Origin of the sequence: Tropicimonas isoalkanivorans (assembly GCF_900112335.1) — a bacterium.
Taxonomy (GTDB): domain Bacteria; phylum Pseudomonadota; class Alphaproteobacteria; order Rhodobacterales; family Rhodobacteraceae; genus Tropicimonas; species Tropicimonas isoalkanivorans.
Map to the genome: position 1 here is coordinate 147,439 of NZ_FOLG01000006.1, position 18,579 is coordinate 166,017.

Genomic DNA, 18,579 nt, shown 5'->3' on the forward strand with positions numbered 1-18,579 from the left:
AAGCCTGGCGGTCCGCGTATGAGAAAGGCGCCGGCACACTTGGTGCCGACGCCTCCGCCTCCTCCAACGCGCCGGCCAGCGGCCGGGCGGGGTCTCACTACAGCTTGTGGCGCTCCAGGCTACGTCCTTCCTGCGCTCGGAACATCCCGAACCGCGGCATGAACTTGTCCCATTCCACGATGTGAGCGTCGAATTCCGGGCCGTCGATACAGGCGTGCTTGCGCTCCGTCTTGCCATCGGTCAGCACTGGCACCATGCAGGCGCCGCACATGCCGGTGGCGTCCACCATGATGGAGTTCAGGCTGACGACCGTCGGCACGCCGTAGGGTTTGGTCAGGTCGCTCACCGCGCGCATCATCATCGGCGGGCCGACCGAAACCACCTCGGCAATCGGGCGGCCGTTGGCAACGTTGCCGGCTTTCAGCATCTCCTCCAGAGGCGTGGTCACGAAGCCTTGGATGCCGAAGGTGCCATCGTTGGACGTGTAGATCAGCTCGACCTTTTCGCCGAACTCCGCCTTGAGCCGGCCCATTCGCTCGTCCTCGCCGGTCCAGAACAGGTGGTCGGCGGAGCGGAAGCCGACGATCATGGTCACGTGGTTGCCGATCTCCAGATGCGCCCGCGAGATCGGGTAGATTGCGGGCAGGCCGACGCCACCGGCGGTGAAGACGACCGTTTCGTCCTCCCCATGCTTGTGCACGTCGCTGGGACGGCCGAGCGGCCCCGCGATGCCGGCGAAGGCGTCGCCGACCTGCATCTTGTTCATCAGGCGGGTCGAGGTGCCCATTCCCTGGATGACGAGGTCAATGGTGCCTGCCTCCACGTCCCAGTCCGCCAGCGTGAGCGGAATGAGTTCGCCGTCCTCGCTCGCCAGCACCCGGACGAACTGTCCGGCGCGTGCCGAGCGGGCCACCATGGGCGCCCGCACCGTCATCTCGACGATGCCGCTGGCAAGTTCGTGTTGCTTGAGGATCTTTTGCGGCTCGAGACCCATGTCGGTGTAGGCGCGGGCCTTCTCGACCATCGCAGTGATCTCGTCTGCCGAGAAAGGAATGTCGCCCACGATCTCGCGCGCCGCCGACTGCCCGTCGCCCGCCGCCAGGATCGCCGTGGAGCCGCCGCGTGCCGCGTCGCCGCCAGTGTAGACGTCCTTGACGAAGGTCTCCTGACCCTTGTTCAGCTCGATTGTGCCCCACTTGGAGAGCTTCAGCTTCGGCTCCGAGGACGGGATGATCGGGTTGGACTTGTTACCGAGCGCCATGATGACCAGGCCCGCCGGCATCTCGATAGTCTCGCCCGTGGGCTGCGGCCGCCGCCGGCCGGAGGCATCCGCCTCGCCCAGTTCGTTCACGTCCACGATGGCGTGGGTGACGAAATGGGTGTGGCTGTCGCCCACGAACTCGCGCGGGCCCTTCAGTTCGGCCAGTTCGACTCCTTCTTCAAGAGCGTGATGCAACTCCTCCACACGACACGGCATTTCCGCTTCCGTCCGCCGGTAGACGATGGTCACTTTGGCCCCGAGACGCTTGGCGGTACGCGCCGCGTCCATCGCCGTGTTGCCGCCGCCCACGACGAGTACGTTCTTGCCTTCGACGTCCGGCAGCGGGGTCTCGTAGGCCGGATCGCGCCCGCGCATCAGGTTGACGCGGGTGAGGAACTCGTTGGCCGACATCACGCCGTTCAGGTGTTCGCCCGGCACGTTCATGAAGGTCGGCAAACCCGCTCCGGAGCCCACAAAAATCTTCCAGAAGCCGGCCTTCTTGAGATCCTCAAGCGTTGCCGTCTTGCCGACGACGAAGTTGCGGACGAACTTGCCGCCGAGCAGGTCGATCTTGGTCACCACGTCGTCGATCAGCGTGTTTGGTAGCCTGAACTCGGGGATGCCGTAGCGCAGCACACCGCCCAGCTCGTGGAACGCCTCGAAAACCGTGACGGGGAAGCCCTCGCTGGCCAGCATGTAGGCGTTGATCAGCCCCGAGGGCCCGGAGCCAACCACCGCGATTGGGGGCTTTTCAGCTCTCGTCCATGGGCTGACGATGTTCTTGAAGCGCGCGAACCTGTCCGGATCAGCCAGCTTCTCGTGCTCCGGCAAGTACCACTCGAGTTGCCCGATCTCGATCGGCCGCTTGGTGTGCTTGCACACGCCCTGGCACTGATGCTCCTGCGGGCAGACCCGGCCCGTCACGTTGGGCAGGGGGTTGCAGCTTTCGATCAGTTCCAGCGCCTGCTTGATCTTGCCCTTGCCCAGCAGGTCGATCATCTCGGGGATGTGGATCTTGACGGGGCACCCGCCGACCTTCTTGGCTTCGGCTTCCGCGATCTTCTGCTTCAGTGCACCCAATTCGCAGGGCCGGTCCTCGCACTGCTTGTCGCGCAGCGCCTCCAGCCAGACGATCAGATCCACCTCCCGCAAACTGTAGCCGAGGCTGCGGTAGCCGAGGTAGCCCTGGTTCACCAATTCGAAGTCGTGGCTGCGGTCTTCCGGCGGCCGGATATAGGGCGGGATGTAGGTTTCCGCCGGCCAGCCTTCGGACAGGCCCTTGAACATCGGGTAGCGCCCGGACAGGTGATGGTCGAGCGCCCGGATGAACTTACGCTTGTACTTCAACGGCAGGTCCCAGAGGAAGCGCTGTAGCACCGTGCTCATGTCGTCTTCGCGCAGAAGCAGGTTCCACAGGACGCCGATGAACTTCGCGCCGATCTCGTCCTGCTGGAACTCCCAGGCGAGCGCCTGGGTGCCGTCCGCGACGAAGACGTTGCGCAACGATCGCGGGTCAGCCGCCAGGTGCTTCTTGAGGACTTCGAGCTGTTGCTGGAACAGCTCGTCGCCCGGTTCGGTGACATTGACGTTCATCGGACGATCTCCGCGTCACAGTTGGCCGCGACCTTTGCGAGACGTGCCCGCAATTCGTCGGTCGGTTTCACCTTTTCCAGCGCGCCGGGAATGGTGTGCGCCACTTGCCGGACCTCACCGTCGACCACCATTTTGGTGAGTTCGAACAGCTCCGGAACCTCCTGGTAGCAGGTCTTGCAGTCCGTGCAGAGCGGAACATCCTCCTCATGAATGTGAGGCAGATCCGATCCGCCGGCCGCAGGTGCCGTGGCCGCCGCAGCAGGCGTTGCCGCGGGTGCGGCCACCGCCGCCAGACCGCCGCCGGCGCCCACCGCCGCCGGGGCGGAGGAGGCAGCCGCAAGTTCGCTCATGCCGCGGGCGATGGAGTCCATCGAGTCCTCGCGGGCCGCGACGGCTTCCTCGTAGCGTTGCTGGAGCGACTCGATTTCGGTGTGATGCGCCGAGTCGAGTTTCTCCACGTCCAACCCGGCCAGGTGCTGAAGCGTCCGCCAGTTGCGCCGACGCTCCTCGACCAGATGTACAACTGTCGTACCGACTTCCAGGCGGACGAGGCGCTTCTGCTCGTCGGTGGCATAGACGAAGGGCACTTTGGCCAAGCGATCTTCCGGGGCGAGGTCGATATAGGTCTCGACCGGCATCCCGTCGGCGCCCTCCTTCATCGGACGGAACTGCTTCTTGAAGCGGGTTTCGTCGAAGGCGAAGTTGGCCGGGGTTAGGGGCACGTCCATCAGCTTGAGCTGGCCGTCCTCGACGTATTCGAGGGTGGTCATCGCCCAATCTTTGTCCATCGCCGGGTTCCCCTCCAGCGAGAACCGTTCCTCGAGCGTCGCCCCTGCCTTGGGGTCGTGCACGAAGACCGGGCTGACGCGGGCCTCCACCGCCAGTTTCGCACGCTGGCTTGCCGCGGCATCGGCGATGCCGTGCTCGGCCTGACAGGGTGTGTAGACGTCGAGCAGCGCGGGGGAGCCGGAGTGCTCCAGGTAGGCCCGCATGTTCTTCAGGAAGTGCCCGGGCACCGCCGTTGCGGACTGCACCACGAAGACGGCCGGGTGGAACGCTGCGATGAGGCCGAGTTCCTTACGGTCCTCCTGCTTGCCGGCCAGCGCCGGGCCAAACCGGCTCAGGTCGCTGTCCTGCCCCGAAAGGCTCGCCGTGGAGGTCTGCCCGCCGGTGTTGGAGTAGACGCCCGAGTTGAGCACCATGACCTTCACCGGCGTGTTGGAGGCCATAAGCCGCGACAGTGCGCCGAAGCCAATATCGTAAGCCGCGCCGTCGCCGGAGATGTTGATGACGGTGGGCAGAAGGGCGCGTTCCTCCGGCGTGAAGTCCGGCCAGCCGAAGTTTCGGAAGAACGCGTCGTCCGCCGCCGGATCGTAGGCGTCCTCCAGTTCCAGCCGCGCCACGCGGAGCGCCTTGAAGTCCACCGCGGCCGTCGCCGTGAGCCCCTCGAAGATCCCCTTGGAGAGCGCCGGCCCGTCCTGGAACAGGCTGTTCACCCAGGGATCGTTGTAGGGGTTGTACGGGAAGGTCGAGGCGTAGACCGAGCTGCATCCCGTGGCATTGGCGACCACCATCGGGGCCGGGCCGTTGCCAGTCGGGCCGCCTTCCATCAGGAACAGACGCTTTTCGAGCACGTCGATCGCATCCTGGATGCGCTGCGTGCGCGCCGGATCCTCGGTGACTTCCGTCAATTTGGCGCTCAGGTCGGCGGTCAGCCGTTCCAGCTCGCGAACATGTCCCTTGAGCCGCCGGTCGTGGAGCGCGTGAGAGGCGGAGACGACCTGACGGATCGCCGTCACCTCGCCGCATCCGCGGCAGGCGCCGTGCCCGCCGGTGGTGGCGTAGTAGGTCTCCCGGTCGAGCATCATCCGCTTGATGTCGCCGCTCGGGTCGAACGCGGTCTCGTAGTAGCGCGCCGGGGTGTTCGGCGTCTTGGACAGGAACTGGAATTCTTCCTGCAACTTGGTCAGCAGCGGGGCGTCCTGTGCCACGTCGCTCAGCGCGCCGGGGCCGCAGACCTCGATGCATTCCAGACAGCCCGAGCATTTCCATGGATCAACCGCCACGGTGAAGAGCCCGCCGGTGCCGGCCCGTTCCTTTTCCATTGCGTCGAAGAACGGTCGCGTGCGGGAGACGGGCAGGGTGCCCGCCGCCGTCGCCAGACGGGAGAGGTTGCGGCGGACAACGGCGCTTTCCACGTCGAGCGCGTCGACGGCTTCCGCCACCAGCGCGGCGAAGGGCCGGTCATCCTTGGCATCGCGATAGACGGCGCGAACCGCTTCGCCGATGGGCCGGATGTACTCCTTCACCGCGTCTTGCTGCGGCGCGGCCATCTCGACCTCATTCAGCGCAGTCTTCAACAGCGCCTCGATGTCGAGCACGGTGGCCGGGATTGCCGCGTCCGGGCAGACCATGGTGCATTCCAGACAACCGGTGCAAAGCTGCGGGTCCAACAGCGGAACTTCGCGCCGGAACAAGCCCTTGTCGCGCATCGCTGCAGTGCCCGAGGGCATGAACATGCCGGTGCCCGGCAAGACCGGCGCCTCTCCCACGGTGCCTTCGCGGAACGGCGTCGCCATGAGTTCTTCGTAATACTCGTGGTCGAACAGGCCGGTGGGCGATGCATCCCAGTTGACCCGGCACATGGAGGCCGAGATGGCGGGCGAATAGGCCGGAACCCGATCGGTTGTGGCCGCGATTTCCTGGAATTCCGGCGCGGTGTAGTCGACCGCGACCGTGGCCTCCAGACCGTCGCGGATCACGGCCATGTTGCCGTCCACCACGGCCGCGCCCTTTCCGCCGAATTTCTTGGCGATCTGGCTGCGGATCTTTTCGAGCACCGCCTCCTGGTCGGCCCCCGCGGTGATCCTCTCCACGTTGCCGCAGACCGCCCCGATGAAGGCGATCCCCATCATCCGCGTTTCCAGTTCTGGGCGCGGAGCGTGCTTCTTGGCAATCACAAACCCATCAAGCACATAGAAGTTGATCTTCCTGCGCTGGATGAAGTCCCGCATCGTGGCAGGAAGTTCCTTCCATACCTCAAGCGGTGACAGGTTCGACTGCAGGATGAAGGTGCCGCCTTCGACCAGCCCGCGCAGCGGGTTGGTGTGGGAGAACACCTTGTGGTCCGGGGAGACCACGACTTCCACGTCCTCCAGATCCGCGTTGGTGATCTTCACCTCTTCGGGGCTGAGGGTGATGTAATAGTTCGTCGGCGCGCCCGATTTTTCCGACCCGTACTTCGGCGCGGCCTTGGAATGCAGGCTCAACGCGTTCGCAAGGATGTCGGTCAGCAGCTTACCCGTGGCGATGGTGCCGTAGCCGCCCACCGAGTGGAACCGGATGCGCAGGGCACCGTCCGGCAGAAGCTTCGGGTTCTCCTTGGTCTCGAGTGCCATAAGCTCGGTTTCGGGATAGGCCGCGCGCAGGCGGTCCTGAAGCTCTGCGATGTGCGGGCTGGGCGTCTTGGAGAAAAACTGGCTTCCCAGGTATACGAAAGGCGCGTTCCGCTCATCCATGTTCTCGAAGGCGGCCACAAGGTGACGCGGCTGCAAATCGTGCGCGCCGAGCCCGAAAATGGCCGTCGTGAGCTTCGGCAGGCGGTCGAGCGCCGGGATGCCCGCATACCGCTCGCCGCCGGCGTTCTCCACGGCCTTCAGCAGGGCGCGGTTGACGAGGCCGGTCAGTTCCGTGTCTTCGGAGCGCTCCAGCACCGTGACGGCCTTTTTGCCGGCCAGCGCGGCGACGACATCGGCCTCGGGGAAGGGCTGGAGCAGCTTGATGGAGATCACGCCGACCTTCTTGCCCTGGCGGCGGAGGTAGGCTGCAACCGCCTCCGCATCGTCGGTCACGGAGCCGAGGCCGACCAGAACGGTCTCCGCGTCTTCGCAACGGTAGGTCTTCACCGGGGCGTAGTGGCGGCCGGTGAGGGCGGAATATTCCTCCATCGCCTCGCGAACGAACTTCGGCACGTCACGGACGAAGTGGGTCCGGTGGTCGACGCTGCCGGCCTGGAAGTCCGGCTGGTTCTGCACGCCGCCCGTCAGGCCGGGGTTGTTGACGTCCACCTGCGCCGGCACTCGCTGGCGGGTGCCTTTTTCGTACGAGTTGACCCACTGCCGCCGCCACTGGGCGTGCAGTTCCTCGGGCAGCCAGGCGAGCGTCTCGCTGACGAGGTCGCCCGAATTGTCGATCTCGACAGCCTCCGAATTCGCGTCGAGGTAATCGACGAGGGCGACGTAGTCCTCCTGCGCGAGGTCGCTGCTATGGCGGCCGAGGTAGCGCTTGAGCTGGAACACGCGTCCCTTGGCACCATAGAGCATCTCCTGCGCCACGGTCGGGCACTTGATCCGATCGGTGGGATTGCCGACGAACGCCCGAAGGAGATCGTCCTCCGGCATCATCACTTCGCTCATCATGTGGCTGGTGACGAAGCCGTCCATCGCGTTGGCCACCGGGATCATCGACATCGCGCTGACCTTGTAAGAGATCGCGGCGAGGTCGGCGGCTTCCTGAGGGTTGGAGCCGAAGAGGATGGTGTAGCCGGATGGCAGCAGCGCATAGACGTCGTCATGACCGGCCATCACGTTCAACGAGTGCCGCGACACGGACCGCGCGGCCACCTGAAGAACAAAACCGCCGACTTTCTTGCCGACGGTCACGTAGTGGCTTTCGATGCCGTAGAGGATGCCCTGGCTCGACGAGGCGTTGGATACGTACTGCCCCCCGGTGAGCGCCGCACCAAGTGCACCCGACTGGGCCGAGTGCTCGCCCTCGGGCTCGAAGAAGAACGGGTGTCTGCCCCAGACGTTGACCCCGCCTCCCGCGCGGAACGCCTCGTACAACTCGGCGATTTCGGTCGACGGTGTAATGGGGTAGCCAATGACCCCACCGCAGACTTGCCCCATCACCTGTGCGATGGCGCCGTTGCCGTGAATGACCGTGGATACGCCGGGAAACTCCGGTGTCGTTGTCTGTGTGTCTTTCATTATCTTCACCAGGTTGCAGCCGAGGAAGTGCTAAAGGTTTTTGTACGATCCGGACATGCAGCGTAAACGCACACGCGCCGCCAAAGAATTCCCGTCATGCAGGGAGCGGATGGGTCCGATCGACAAATAATCTTTGCGGCAAAGCATGTTACCGCAAACGGACCGAGCCTTCGTCAGAATTCCTCCCCAGGGTTCGAGGCGTTCAAGCCGCGAACCGCGCCTTAGGATCTCATGCGACATGCCTCAGGCGCAAGTTGAATTCCGTTAATTAAATATGAAGCTTAGCGGAGCCGGCCGCTTACGGCGGACTGCAATTTACGCATAGGGGGGCGGAGGGCGTATGTACTCGCGGGACGCGAGAAAGGTCTGCGGGAGATTTCCGGCAGGCGCATGGGGCGGCTGCGAGACTTGACCTTGCGGCCTGCTCCGATCTGTCGCAGGTGGCCGCAACGTCATCTGCGACAGATCGGAGCAGTTTTCGGCCCATCGGGCCAATTGCCGTAAAGGAGGTGCGCCGCGGCCTTGCTGTGCCGCGACGGAGTTCAGTTTGCTGTAGCGGGCTTCGGAGCCTCTTTCCGCGTTTTGGAGCGGCGGAAGACCCGCATCACCAGCGAGAAGAACAGCGGCACGAAGATGATGCCGAGCGTGGTGCCCGTGATCGTTCCACCGAGCACCGCCGCGCCCACCGCGCGCCGCCCGCCAGAGCCGGCGCCGGTCGAGAGGTAGAGCGGCAGAACGCCCAGGGTAAAGGCCATCGACGTCATGATGATTGGCCGGAACCGCTGCCGTGCGGACTCGCGCAGGGCCTCGAACAGTTCGTCGCCTGCCTCGAACCGTTCGCGAGCGAATTCCACGATCAGGATCGCGTTCTTGGCCGTCAGGCCGATCACCGTCAGGAAACCCACCTGGAAGAACACCCCGTTTTCGAAGCCGAGGAAGTGCGCGGCAAGAAGCGTACCCAATACACCGAGCGGCATCACGAGGATTACGGAGAACGGAATGGCCCAGCTCTCATAGAGCGCGGCGAGGCAGAGGAAGATCGCCGCCACAGACAACGCGTAAAGCATCGGCGCCTGACCACCAGAGTCGCGTTCTTCGAGCGAAAGCCCGGTCCAGGCGATTGCGTAGCCGGGCGGGAGTTGCTGCACCATCGACTCGATCTCGGCCATGGCCTCGCCGGTGGTCACGCCTGGCGCAGGGGAACCCTGGATCTGCATCGCGGGAATGCCGTTGTAGCGCGACAGCCCTTGCGGCCCGTAGGTCCAGCCCTCTTCGGTGAAGTTTGCGAAGGGAACGAGACCGCCACTGGCATTGCGCACCCGCCACTTGGAGATGTCCGAGGGGCCAGCACGGGACTCAGGGTCGCCTTGTACGTAAACGCGTTTGATGCGGCCGTTGTCGTTGAAATCGTTCACGTACCGGCCGGCCCAGGCGATGGACAGCGTGTCCGCGACGTCGGAAGGTGAGACGCCCATGGCACCGGCTGCCCGCCAGTCGATGTCCAACGCGAACTGAGCCGCGTCCTCCAGCCCCGAGGGCCGGATGGAGGCGATGCGTGGGTTTTGCATCCCCATGCCGAGGAGCTGGTTGCGCGCTTCCAGAAGCTGCTCGTGGGTCTGCCCGCCGAGCGCCTGCAGGTAGAAGTCGAAACCAGACACGTTGCCGAGTTCCGGCACCGCCGGCGGCACAATCGGGAAGACCATCGCGTCCTGGATCTGGCTGAAGGCCCCGTAGGCGCGTCCTGCCACGGCCTGAACACCCTGTGCGGGGGAGGGGCGTTCGCTCCAGTCCTTCATCCGGATGAATGCCAAGCCCGCGTTCTGACCGCGACCAGCAAAGGAGAAGCCGACGACGCCGAATATGGCTTCGACATTTTCTTCCTCGGCGGTCAGGAAATGTTCCCCAACCTGGTCGACCACGGCCTGCGTACGCTCCGCGGTGGCTCCGGTCGGCCCCTGGATGAGCGTCAACAGGATCCCCTGGTCCTCATCCGGCAGAAAGCCCGTCGGCGTTTGCATGAACAGCCAGCCGATGCCACCGCCGACGGCGAGGTAGACCAGCAGGATGCGCAGCGGCCGCTTGATGACATAGCCCACGGTGGAGGTGTAGCCGCTCGTGAGGCCGTCAAACCCACGGTTGAACCAGCCGAATGGGCCCCGGCGGGCGTGGTGGGCATCCTTCCCCCGGAGCAAGGTCGCACAGAGCGCAGGCGTGAGCGTCAGCGCGACAAGCACGGACAGGGCCATGGCCGAGACAATGGTGATGGAGAACTGGCGGTAGATGACGCCGGTCGAGCCGCCGAAGAAGGCCATCGGAACGAACACAGCCGACAGGACGAGCGCGATGCCGATCAGGGCCCCGGTGATCTGACCCATGGACTTGCGCGTCGCTTCCCTTGGATTAAGCCCTTCCTCTTCCATGATCCGTTCGACGTTCTCCACCACGACGATCGCGTCGTCCACCAGCAGGCCGATGGCGAGCACCATCGCGAGCATGGTCAGCACGTTGATGGAGAATCCCGCGATCGACAGGACAGCGAACGTACCAAGCAGCACGACCGGAACCGCCAAGGTCGGGATGAGAGTGGCGCGGAGGTTCTGCAGGAAGAGCAGCATGACGAAGAAGACGAGGACAATGGCCTCGAACAGCGTCTTTTGCACCTCGTGGATCGAGATCTCGATAAAGGGCGTGGTGTCGTAAGGAATGACATAGCTCACGCCGTCGGGGAAGAACTCCGAGAACTCATCGAGCTTCTCCCGAACGCGCTCTGCGGTGTCGAGCGCGTTGGCACCCGATGCCAGTTGCAGCGCCATGCCGGCGGACGGATTGCCGTTGTAGTTCGCGATGATGGAGTAGTTCTCCGCCCCGATCTCAACCGTCGCGACGTCGCGAAGCAGCACCAGTCCGCCATCGGTCTCGGCCCGAAGCACGATATTCCGGAAATCGTCCGGCGTGGTGAGCAACGATTGCGCTGTGATGGTCGCGTTGAGCTGCTGGCCCTCCGGCGCGGGGAGGGTGCCGAATGCGCCGGCGGAGATCTGGGCGTTCTGGGCCGAAACGGCGCGGACCACGTCCGTCGGCGTCAATTCATAGGCTGAAAGTTTCGACGGATCGAGCCAGATGCGCATGGCGTAGGGTGCACCGAACACCTGCACACCGCCGACGCCTTCGATCCGGCTGAACTCGTCCACCAGAGTGGTGTCCATGTAATCCGAAAGGTCCGCCTGATCGAGGCTTCCGTCCTCGGAAATCAGCGCAATCACCATCATGAAGCTTGAGGAGGATTTTTCCACCTGCACGCCCAATCGCTGCACCGTTTCGGGCAGCGACGCCGTCGCCTGGCTGAGCTTGTTCTGAACCTGCACCTGGGCCACGTCCGGGTCCGTGCCGGTCTCGAAGGTCAACTCGATGCTCGCGGTCCCGGCGGAGGTCGAACTGGATGAAATGTACCGCAGCCCGTCGAGCCCTGTCATCTGCTGTTCGATGAGCTGGGTGACGGTATTGGCAACCGTCTCGGCCGAGGCGCCGGGGTAGGTGGCGGAAACGCGAACGGACGGAGGGGCAATCTGCGGGTATTGCGCGACCGGAAGGGTCCAGATCGCCAGCAGACCAATGCCGGAGATCAGGATCGAGATGACCCATGCAAAAACCGGCCTGTCGATAAAGAAGCGCGCCATGGAAAACTCCTGGGAAGGGTGGCGTCTCGGACGGCTCAGTCCGTAGCGACGGTGGCGTCGTTGGCCGGATCGTCTTGAGCCTGACCGTCGGCGGGTTGAGCGGCACCGGCCTGGGCGGCATCGGCTTGAGCGGCGTCGGTCTGACCGTCTGCAGGTTGAGTGGCGTCAGCTTGGCCCGCCTCAGCTTGGTCGGCTGCCGGTTGGGCCGCTTCGGATTGGCCGGCCGCGGGCTGACCCGCTCCGGGTTGGCCGGCGTCGCCGGTCTCCGCATCCACCCGTTCCTCTGGCGAGACCTGCTGCCCCGGCGCGATCTTTTGCAGACCGGCCACGATCACCCGGTCGCCGGAGTCCAGCCCCTCGGTAACGACCCACTGGTTGCCGCGGTCGCGTTCGATGGTGATCTGCCGCGCCTCGACCACATTGTCGGATGTTACGATCATCGCCATTGGGCGCCCACGCCGGTCGCGCGTCACGCCTTCCTGCGGGACGAGTACCGCGTTCGCGACCACGGCTTGCGGCACCTCGACCTGGACGTACATTCCCGGCAGCAACAACTGCTCGGGATTGGGGAATTCCAACCGCAGAAGGATCACGCCGGTCTGCTGGTTCACATGTGGTTCGGCGGCGGAGAGCCGGCCGGTATGTTCGTAAGTCGAGCCGTCCGCGAGCTTCAGCGTAAGCACAGTATCACCCGGGCCGCCCGCGGCGATGGTGCCGGACGCCCGTCGCCAGCGCAGCATCTCGGCGGAGGACTGGGTCACGTCCACATTCACGGGGTCGATCGTGCGGATCACCGTCAGCGGAGTTGCCTGACCGGCGGTGACGAGCGCACCCTTGGTCGCTTCGCTCAGACCGGCAATTCCCGAGATCGGGGCCCGGATCGTTGCCCGGTCCAGATCGATCTCGGAAGCCAGGAGGTTCGCTTCCGCAACCTTGACCGCCGCAGCGGCCACGTCCCGCGCCGCAACGGCGTCGTCGTATTCCTGCTGGCTGGTCACGCGGCGCTCCAGCAGCGTTTTCATGCGCTCCACCTCGCGTTCGGCCTGCTGCATCTGAGCTTGGGCCTGGGCAAGACTGGCATTCGCGGCAGCTTCCTGCGCGGCATAGCTGGCTGCGTCGATCCGGTAGAGCGGGCTCCCCTCCTCGACGGGACGCCCTTCCTCGAAGAGGCGTTCCGTGATGAGTCCGTTCACCTGCGGACGCACCTCGGCCATCGCCGAGGCGCTCACCCGACCGGGCAAAAGGCGTGTCAGCGTCACGTCCGAGCTCTCGACCGTTACGACTGTAACCGCTGGCGGCGGCGGAGTGCCGCCCTGCTGGGCCAATGCGCCGGATGCAAGGCTAAGGATGGCCAGGGCAAGAGCGATGCGTGCACGGCACGAAACAATGCGATGGCTTGGCATGAGGGGGCTCCACAGAAGGGAAGGCAGAAATCTAAAGGGACAGGCCGATTGGCGAATCGCTTGACCCGGAATAAGGATACCGTCAGGTTTTGTAAAGTTCCGCAGTTGGCGGTGACGATTATTTTTCGGATCTGGCGGCCAACTGCTGTGGGAGGCGTCGAATGACCAATCAGGGCGAGAATGCCCAAGGAGCAAACACCGGGCGCCGGCGAGGTCGGCCCGTCCAGATCGACCCTGCCCGACGGGAAGAAATGGTCCTTGAGGCGGCCGAGGCCCTGGTAGCCGAACGGGTGCTGTCGGAGGTGACGATGACGGCCATCGCCGAACGTGCGGGCATGTCTAAGCGCACGATCTACGCAATGTTCGACAGTCGCGAAGCCCTTCTCGCCGCTTGTGTCGGCCGGCTCGGCAACTCGCTCTTTCGTCCGCTTTCGGCCTCAGATCGGGATCGCCCCCTGTCGGAGCGACTGAATCTGCTGCTGACGGTCCACGCTTCGCCTGACAAACTGGACTCTTCGCTGGAATTGCTGCGGGCCTTGTTGACAGAGGCCCACACATTCCCCGCGTTGGCGCGGCGTGGATGTGAGGAGAGCCGCGACGTGCTCGAAAACAGCGTGGCCGCCGAACTGCTGAAGGCGCAGCAGGAGGGGGAGTTGCGCCTGCCGAAAGAGCGGATCAGCCTTGCCGCGAGCATTTTGGTCGACATGGCATTCGAGAACCCGATCCCGATCCTGCTCGAACCCGAAGGATCCTACTCGACGGCCGAACAGATTGCCGCGCGGCGCGAGTGGGCGGTGCAGATTTTCCTTCGGGGGGTGGCCGTTGGGGACCATCTGTCGGAGCAGGGTGCCGCTTGACGCAGCGTTTCCCACTGGTCTGTAGCCAAGCCGCCTGAGCCTTGCCTTTGCTCAAATTACTGTCCTATTGCCTATATGCGCATCAAATTATCCAAGCCATAGTCTCCCGAACAAGATTCTTGCAACAATCTTTCGGAGACGCGCCGAATGTCTTACCGGACCGAACTGCAGACCTATGACAGCAACCTAGGCAAGACGGTCCGGAACCTCGAAAAACTGCGCGACTGGGTGGAGGATTTCAATCAAGCTGCGGGGCTGGCCGAAACCGTGGTGAGCACCGTCGACACGACTGGCGACGTGGCCGAAAAGATCGGCGAGGCAATCGACGACCAACTCACGGTCCTGAAACTCGCCAAGCAGGCCGGTCCGTTGAAAGCGCCCTCGCGGGCCTTCGAAACCGTGCTGAAGGCCGTTCGCCCCGCGGTGGAGAAGATCGAGGAGGCCATGGACAAGCTCAACGGCACTCAGGACGCCAATCGCGACGGACGGGAGGAGGAAGGCCAGTTCCTCGACCTGCTGGAAAAGAAGCTGGAAAACGTTCAGGAAAACCTCGACGAGATCTCCGAAAAGATCGGCGAGAAGATCGACAAGCTGGAGAACACGCGCGCGGCGGCGGCGGGCTTCCTCATGGCGCTCGACAAGGCAAGCGGCGCGGAGTACCGCCAGCTTAAACTGGACGTCGAGGACCAGTTTGCCGCCCGCAACAAGGTGGTCGGCCCCCTTGCGACCAACTTCGACAAGATCGTCTCGAAAATCGACGGCGTGCTCGACATCATCGACACGGCCAGGATCGGGCCGATCAATGTGGATTTTTCGGCTTTCTCGGCTGCTTGGGAGATGATCGAGGACATCGCCTCGCCGCTGAAGATCGCGGCGGCCGCAATCAAGCCGATAGAGCCGCTGCTGGACGCGGCAGGTTTCGTTTTCGATCTTGTCGTCGCGCCGGTGATGGATTTTCTCACGAAGACACTCGGGATCGACGACCTCCTCGACAGCGTCGCCGATGAAATTCGCAAACTCATGCCGGAGGCGGATTTCCTCGACACGCTCATCGACAACATCCAGGACCTGCTGTCCGAGGTCCGCAGTTTCAATACGACCCTCTTCAAGATCGCCGATTGGCTCGATGATATCGACTTGCGTCTCTACAACGGCGTGGTCGGTGACGCGCTGGTCGGTCCCACGGCGATCGGAACGGAATTGAACGAGATCGTTCTGGGCGACCGGAAGGCGGATATTCTCGACGCGCGCGGTGGCGACGACGAGATCCACGGGCGTGGCGGCAACGACGTTCTGGTGGCGGGCGAGGGGGACGACCTGTTCTACGGCGGCGCAGGGCAGGATATGGTCTATTTTTCCGGCTACTTTAATCAGTACGAGTTCGCCAAGGACCCGACGGACGGCGAGATCGTCGTGTCTCACGTCAAGCCGCTGGCGGGCGGAATCAACGAGGGGTCCACGAAGCTCTTCGGCGTAGAGCGGGTGGTGTTCCGCAATATCGAATTCACCATCGACGAGCTCAAGCGCGCCAAGATCGGCGGGTCAGTCTTGAACGGCAATGACCGCGACAACCTGATGTTCCTGAACACCTCGGGTATTTCGAATGCCGACGGGTTGCATGTGGCGAACGGCTGGGGCGGTAACGACCGGATCTTCGGTAGCACCGCGAATGACCTGCTGAATGGCGGCGCCGGAAACGATGTGCTGTTGCCCGGTCTCGGCGACGACGTTGCGAACGGGAATGCGGGGCTGGACTATTACCAGATGCTCGAAAGCGGCAGCAACGGCGGCAACCGCATCGACCTGACCGATGGCATGGCCTTCACCACCGAGGGGACCGACACTCTGTCGGGCATCGAGAACCTCATCATCCAGGGCAACGGCGACCACACCCTGACCGGCAACGGCAAGGCGAACCGGATCATCTCCGCCAACGGCGATGACGTCCTGGCTGGCAAGGGCGGCAACGACATCCTGATGTCCGGGCCAGGCAACGATTTCCTGTTTGCCGGGGCGGGCCTGGACCGCACATTTTCCGGCGACCAGAACGACTTCATCGTGGCCACCAGTCGCCCGGTCAAAGGCCGTGGCGAGGCGCATGACGGTGGCGACGGTCGGGATGTCCTGAGCTATTCGCTCGATTACAACACCATTGCCGAACTCCGCAGCAGCATCAACGGCGATCCGGACCTCCGCAACAAGATCCGCGACGCGTTGGACGATCTGACCGACTGGGGCGGTTCGGTCCGGATCGATGCGGCGACGGGCAAGATCGAGCACATCGGCGCGTCCGGGGAACGGGTGGCCGTCGATACAGCGGTCGGCATAGAACAATACGTCGGCACCGACCGGGCGGATGTGCTCAAGGGCGCGGTCGGTCCTTGGGATGCGCCGATTTCGCTCCACGGCGCGGGTGGCAACGACAGGATCCTGACTCGGGGCGCCAATTCCGCGAACGGGGGCGACGGGGACGATTTGATAAAGGTCACGACCCCTCGATCGAACGGCTTCGGCGGCGTGACCTTCGAGGGCGGTGGCGGTACCGACACGCTCGACCTGACCGGGATCGGCGAGGCGCGATGGACGTTTCGGCTCGTGGGGTCCATCAGCCGGAGCATCACCGCGACGGACGTGGATTACACCGGCAGCCTGACCTCCGGGGGCAACAATTTCTTCCGCGCCAACATTGACGGGTTCGAGAAGTTCATCCTGCCCGACGGCGCCCACCGCATCGTCAGCGAGCCGGAATTCAGCGCCGTTCGGGAATTCTGGCTTGGGGCAGGGGACGATTACTTCACCCAGGACCGCGGCTTCGCCACCGTCCATGCGGATGCCGGAAACGACGAGATCGTCCTGGGCGGGGGAGGCTCCGCCGGCGGAAAGGTTTTGGCCGGCAAAGGCGACGACGACATCCTGTTCGACGCATCCGACGCCGAGAGCCGCGTTCTGGCCGGCAACGGCAACGACTATGTCCGCCTGGAACGGATGGAGGGCGTCGTCGTACGAGGCGGGGCGGGCTTCGACACGCTGGTGATAGATCATGTGTCTTCCCCGGCGAGCGGAACGAAGGCGGTGGTGGACCTCGGGCTGGGGACCGCCTACGGCACGGGGCTGTACGGGGGGTACACGCAAGTCAAGGTCGACACGAAGGTTGATGGTTTCGAACGGGTCATCGCGACGGACGGCCAGGACGTGCTGAGAGGGTCGACCCGAGGGGAAACCCTGATCGGGCGCGGCGACAACGACCTGATCGATGGTCGGGCGGGACAGGACATCCTTTATGGTGGTGCCGGTAACGACGAGATCCGCGGCGGTGGTGGCGACGACCGAATTCACGGCGGCGCCGGGAACGACACCCTGGTGGGCGGGCGCGGCACGGATACGGCCGACTATAGCTATGCCGTGCCCGATGGCCTGCGGGGCGAACTGACCGCCGCCAACTTCGGCGGCATCACGGTGCGATTGGACTTTGGAACCGTCACGGGCAGCTTCGGCTTCGACACGCTGTCGCAGATCGAGAATGTCTATGGCACCGACGGCGACGACTCCATCACCGGAAGCCGCCGGGCCAACGTCCTGTCCGGCGCCAAGGGAAATGACGTGCTGGTGGGGCGGGGCGGCGCCGACATCTTCCTGACCGGCGCCGGAGCGGATCGCGCTGATGGCGGCGGTGGCGACGACCGTATCGTGATCGGCTACGGCCGGACGGACGCCCTCGGCCGGAGAGGGTTCGATGTGCTCGATCTCGGCAGCGCTGGTGGCGAGCTCCAGGTGAATTTCGCCACGGGCCGCTATTCCGGCGAATTCTACCACGCGAAGACCGTCTGGATCGACACGGGCACGAACGAGGCCCGCGAGTATCGCGGCGTTCTGCTGACGCCGCGAGATGTGAAACAGGCCAACCCGGTCTTTTCCGACGGCGTTGACGACGTCTCCCGCATCTTGCCGGGGCCGGGAGATGCCGCGGCGGACTCCTTCATGATCAAGGAGGTGAACAGCACGCTGAATGCCCGCGGAACATTCAGCGGCATCGAGAAGATCGAGGGCGGCGCGGCCACGGTTCGCCTGACCCTCAGCAAGGGGCTGGACCGGTACGACGGTCGGGACTCGCCGGAGGACCTTCTGGATTTTTCGACCCGCTCGGGCAAGGTCGTCTACAACCTCGACACCGGCAGCACCAACCTTGGCATCGCGACGGGCGACAAGCTTCTGGGGATCGACGGCATTCTCGGCGGGGTCGGGGTGGACCGGCTGACGGGCAACGACAGTGCCAACGTGCTGTCCGGCAACCGGGGCGACGACCGGCTTGCTGGGAAAGGCGGGGCGGACAGGCTATTTGGCGGGGACGGGCGCGATGTGGTCCTCGGGAATGACGGCAAGGACCTCCTGATCGGCGGCGAGGGCAGGGACGTGGTCCGGGGCGGCGACGGCCGGGACACCCTGCGTGGCGCCGGGGGGAACGACGTTCTCGACGGCGGACGGGGGGCCGACCGGTTCCTGTTCGACCGGGGCGACGGCCGGGACAGGATCGTCGATTTCACACCGGACGTGGATCACATGGTCATCCGGTCCGGGGCGTCCCGCTATTCCGATCTGGAGATCTCCAAGGCCGCCGGTGGTGATACGCTCATCACGTTTGCCAACGTCACCGTCAGGCTGGAGGATGTTGCCCCGAACGAGCTCGACCGGGGCGATTTCATCTTCTGACCGGGTCCGTTCCGGGGCCTTCAGGGAACCGGGCGCCACCGCTGCCTTCCAATGGCCGGCGCGCTTCCCGGTCTGTTCCATACACCTCTGGCC

The 18,579-nt window shown here is 64.4% G+C and carries 6 protein-coding genes; 2 read left to right on the top strand and 4 right to left on the bottom strand.

What is annotated here, in order from left to right; genetic code table 11:
• Positions 1-97: 97 nt before the first annotated feature.
• From BM075_RS12120 to BM075_RS12135, 4 genes are all read right to left on the bottom strand, one after another.
• Positions 98-2,854 (bottom strand): sulfide/dihydroorotate dehydrogenase-like FAD/NAD-binding protein, encoded by a 2,757-nt coding sequence (locus BM075_RS12120; RefSeq protein ID WP_093360944.1) that lies wholly within the window; start codon positions 2,852-2,854, stop codon positions 98-100.
• Positions 2,851-7,842 (bottom strand): 2-oxoacid:acceptor oxidoreductase family protein, encoded by a 4,992-nt coding sequence (locus BM075_RS12125; protein WP_093360945.1) that lies wholly within the window; start codon positions 7,840-7,842, stop codon positions 2,851-2,853. Before BM075_RS12125 ends, BM075_RS12120 begins: the two co-directional genes overlap by 4 nt.
• Before the next feature lie 542 nt (positions 7,843-8,384).
• Complete coding sequence (locus tag BM075_RS12130) at positions 8,385-11,519, bottom strand: efflux RND transporter permease subunit (protein ID WP_093360946.1); 3,135 nt, start codon at positions 11,517-11,519, stop codon at positions 8,385-8,387.
• A gap of 35 nt (positions 11,520-11,554) precedes the next feature.
• Entirely contained in the window at positions 11,555-12,922 is a 1,368-nt protein-coding gene (locus tag BM075_RS12135; protein WP_093360947.1) for an efflux RND transporter periplasmic adaptor subunit, read from the bottom strand.
• Positions 12,923-13,083: 161 nt separating this feature from the next.
• Between BM075_RS12135 and BM075_RS12140 the strand changes: the two genes are divergently transcribed.
• Complete coding sequence (locus tag BM075_RS12140; RefSeq protein ID WP_093360948.1) at positions 13,084-13,779, top strand: TetR/AcrR family transcriptional regulator; 696 nt, start codon at positions 13,084-13,086, stop codon at positions 13,777-13,779.
• Between the two features lie 147 nt (positions 13,780-13,926).
• Positions 13,927-18,486, top strand: coding sequence for a calcium-binding protein (locus BM075_RS12145; protein WP_093360949.1), 4,560 nt, complete (start codon positions 13,927-13,929; stop codon positions 18,484-18,486).
• Positions 18,487-18,579: the final 93 nt, after the last annotated feature.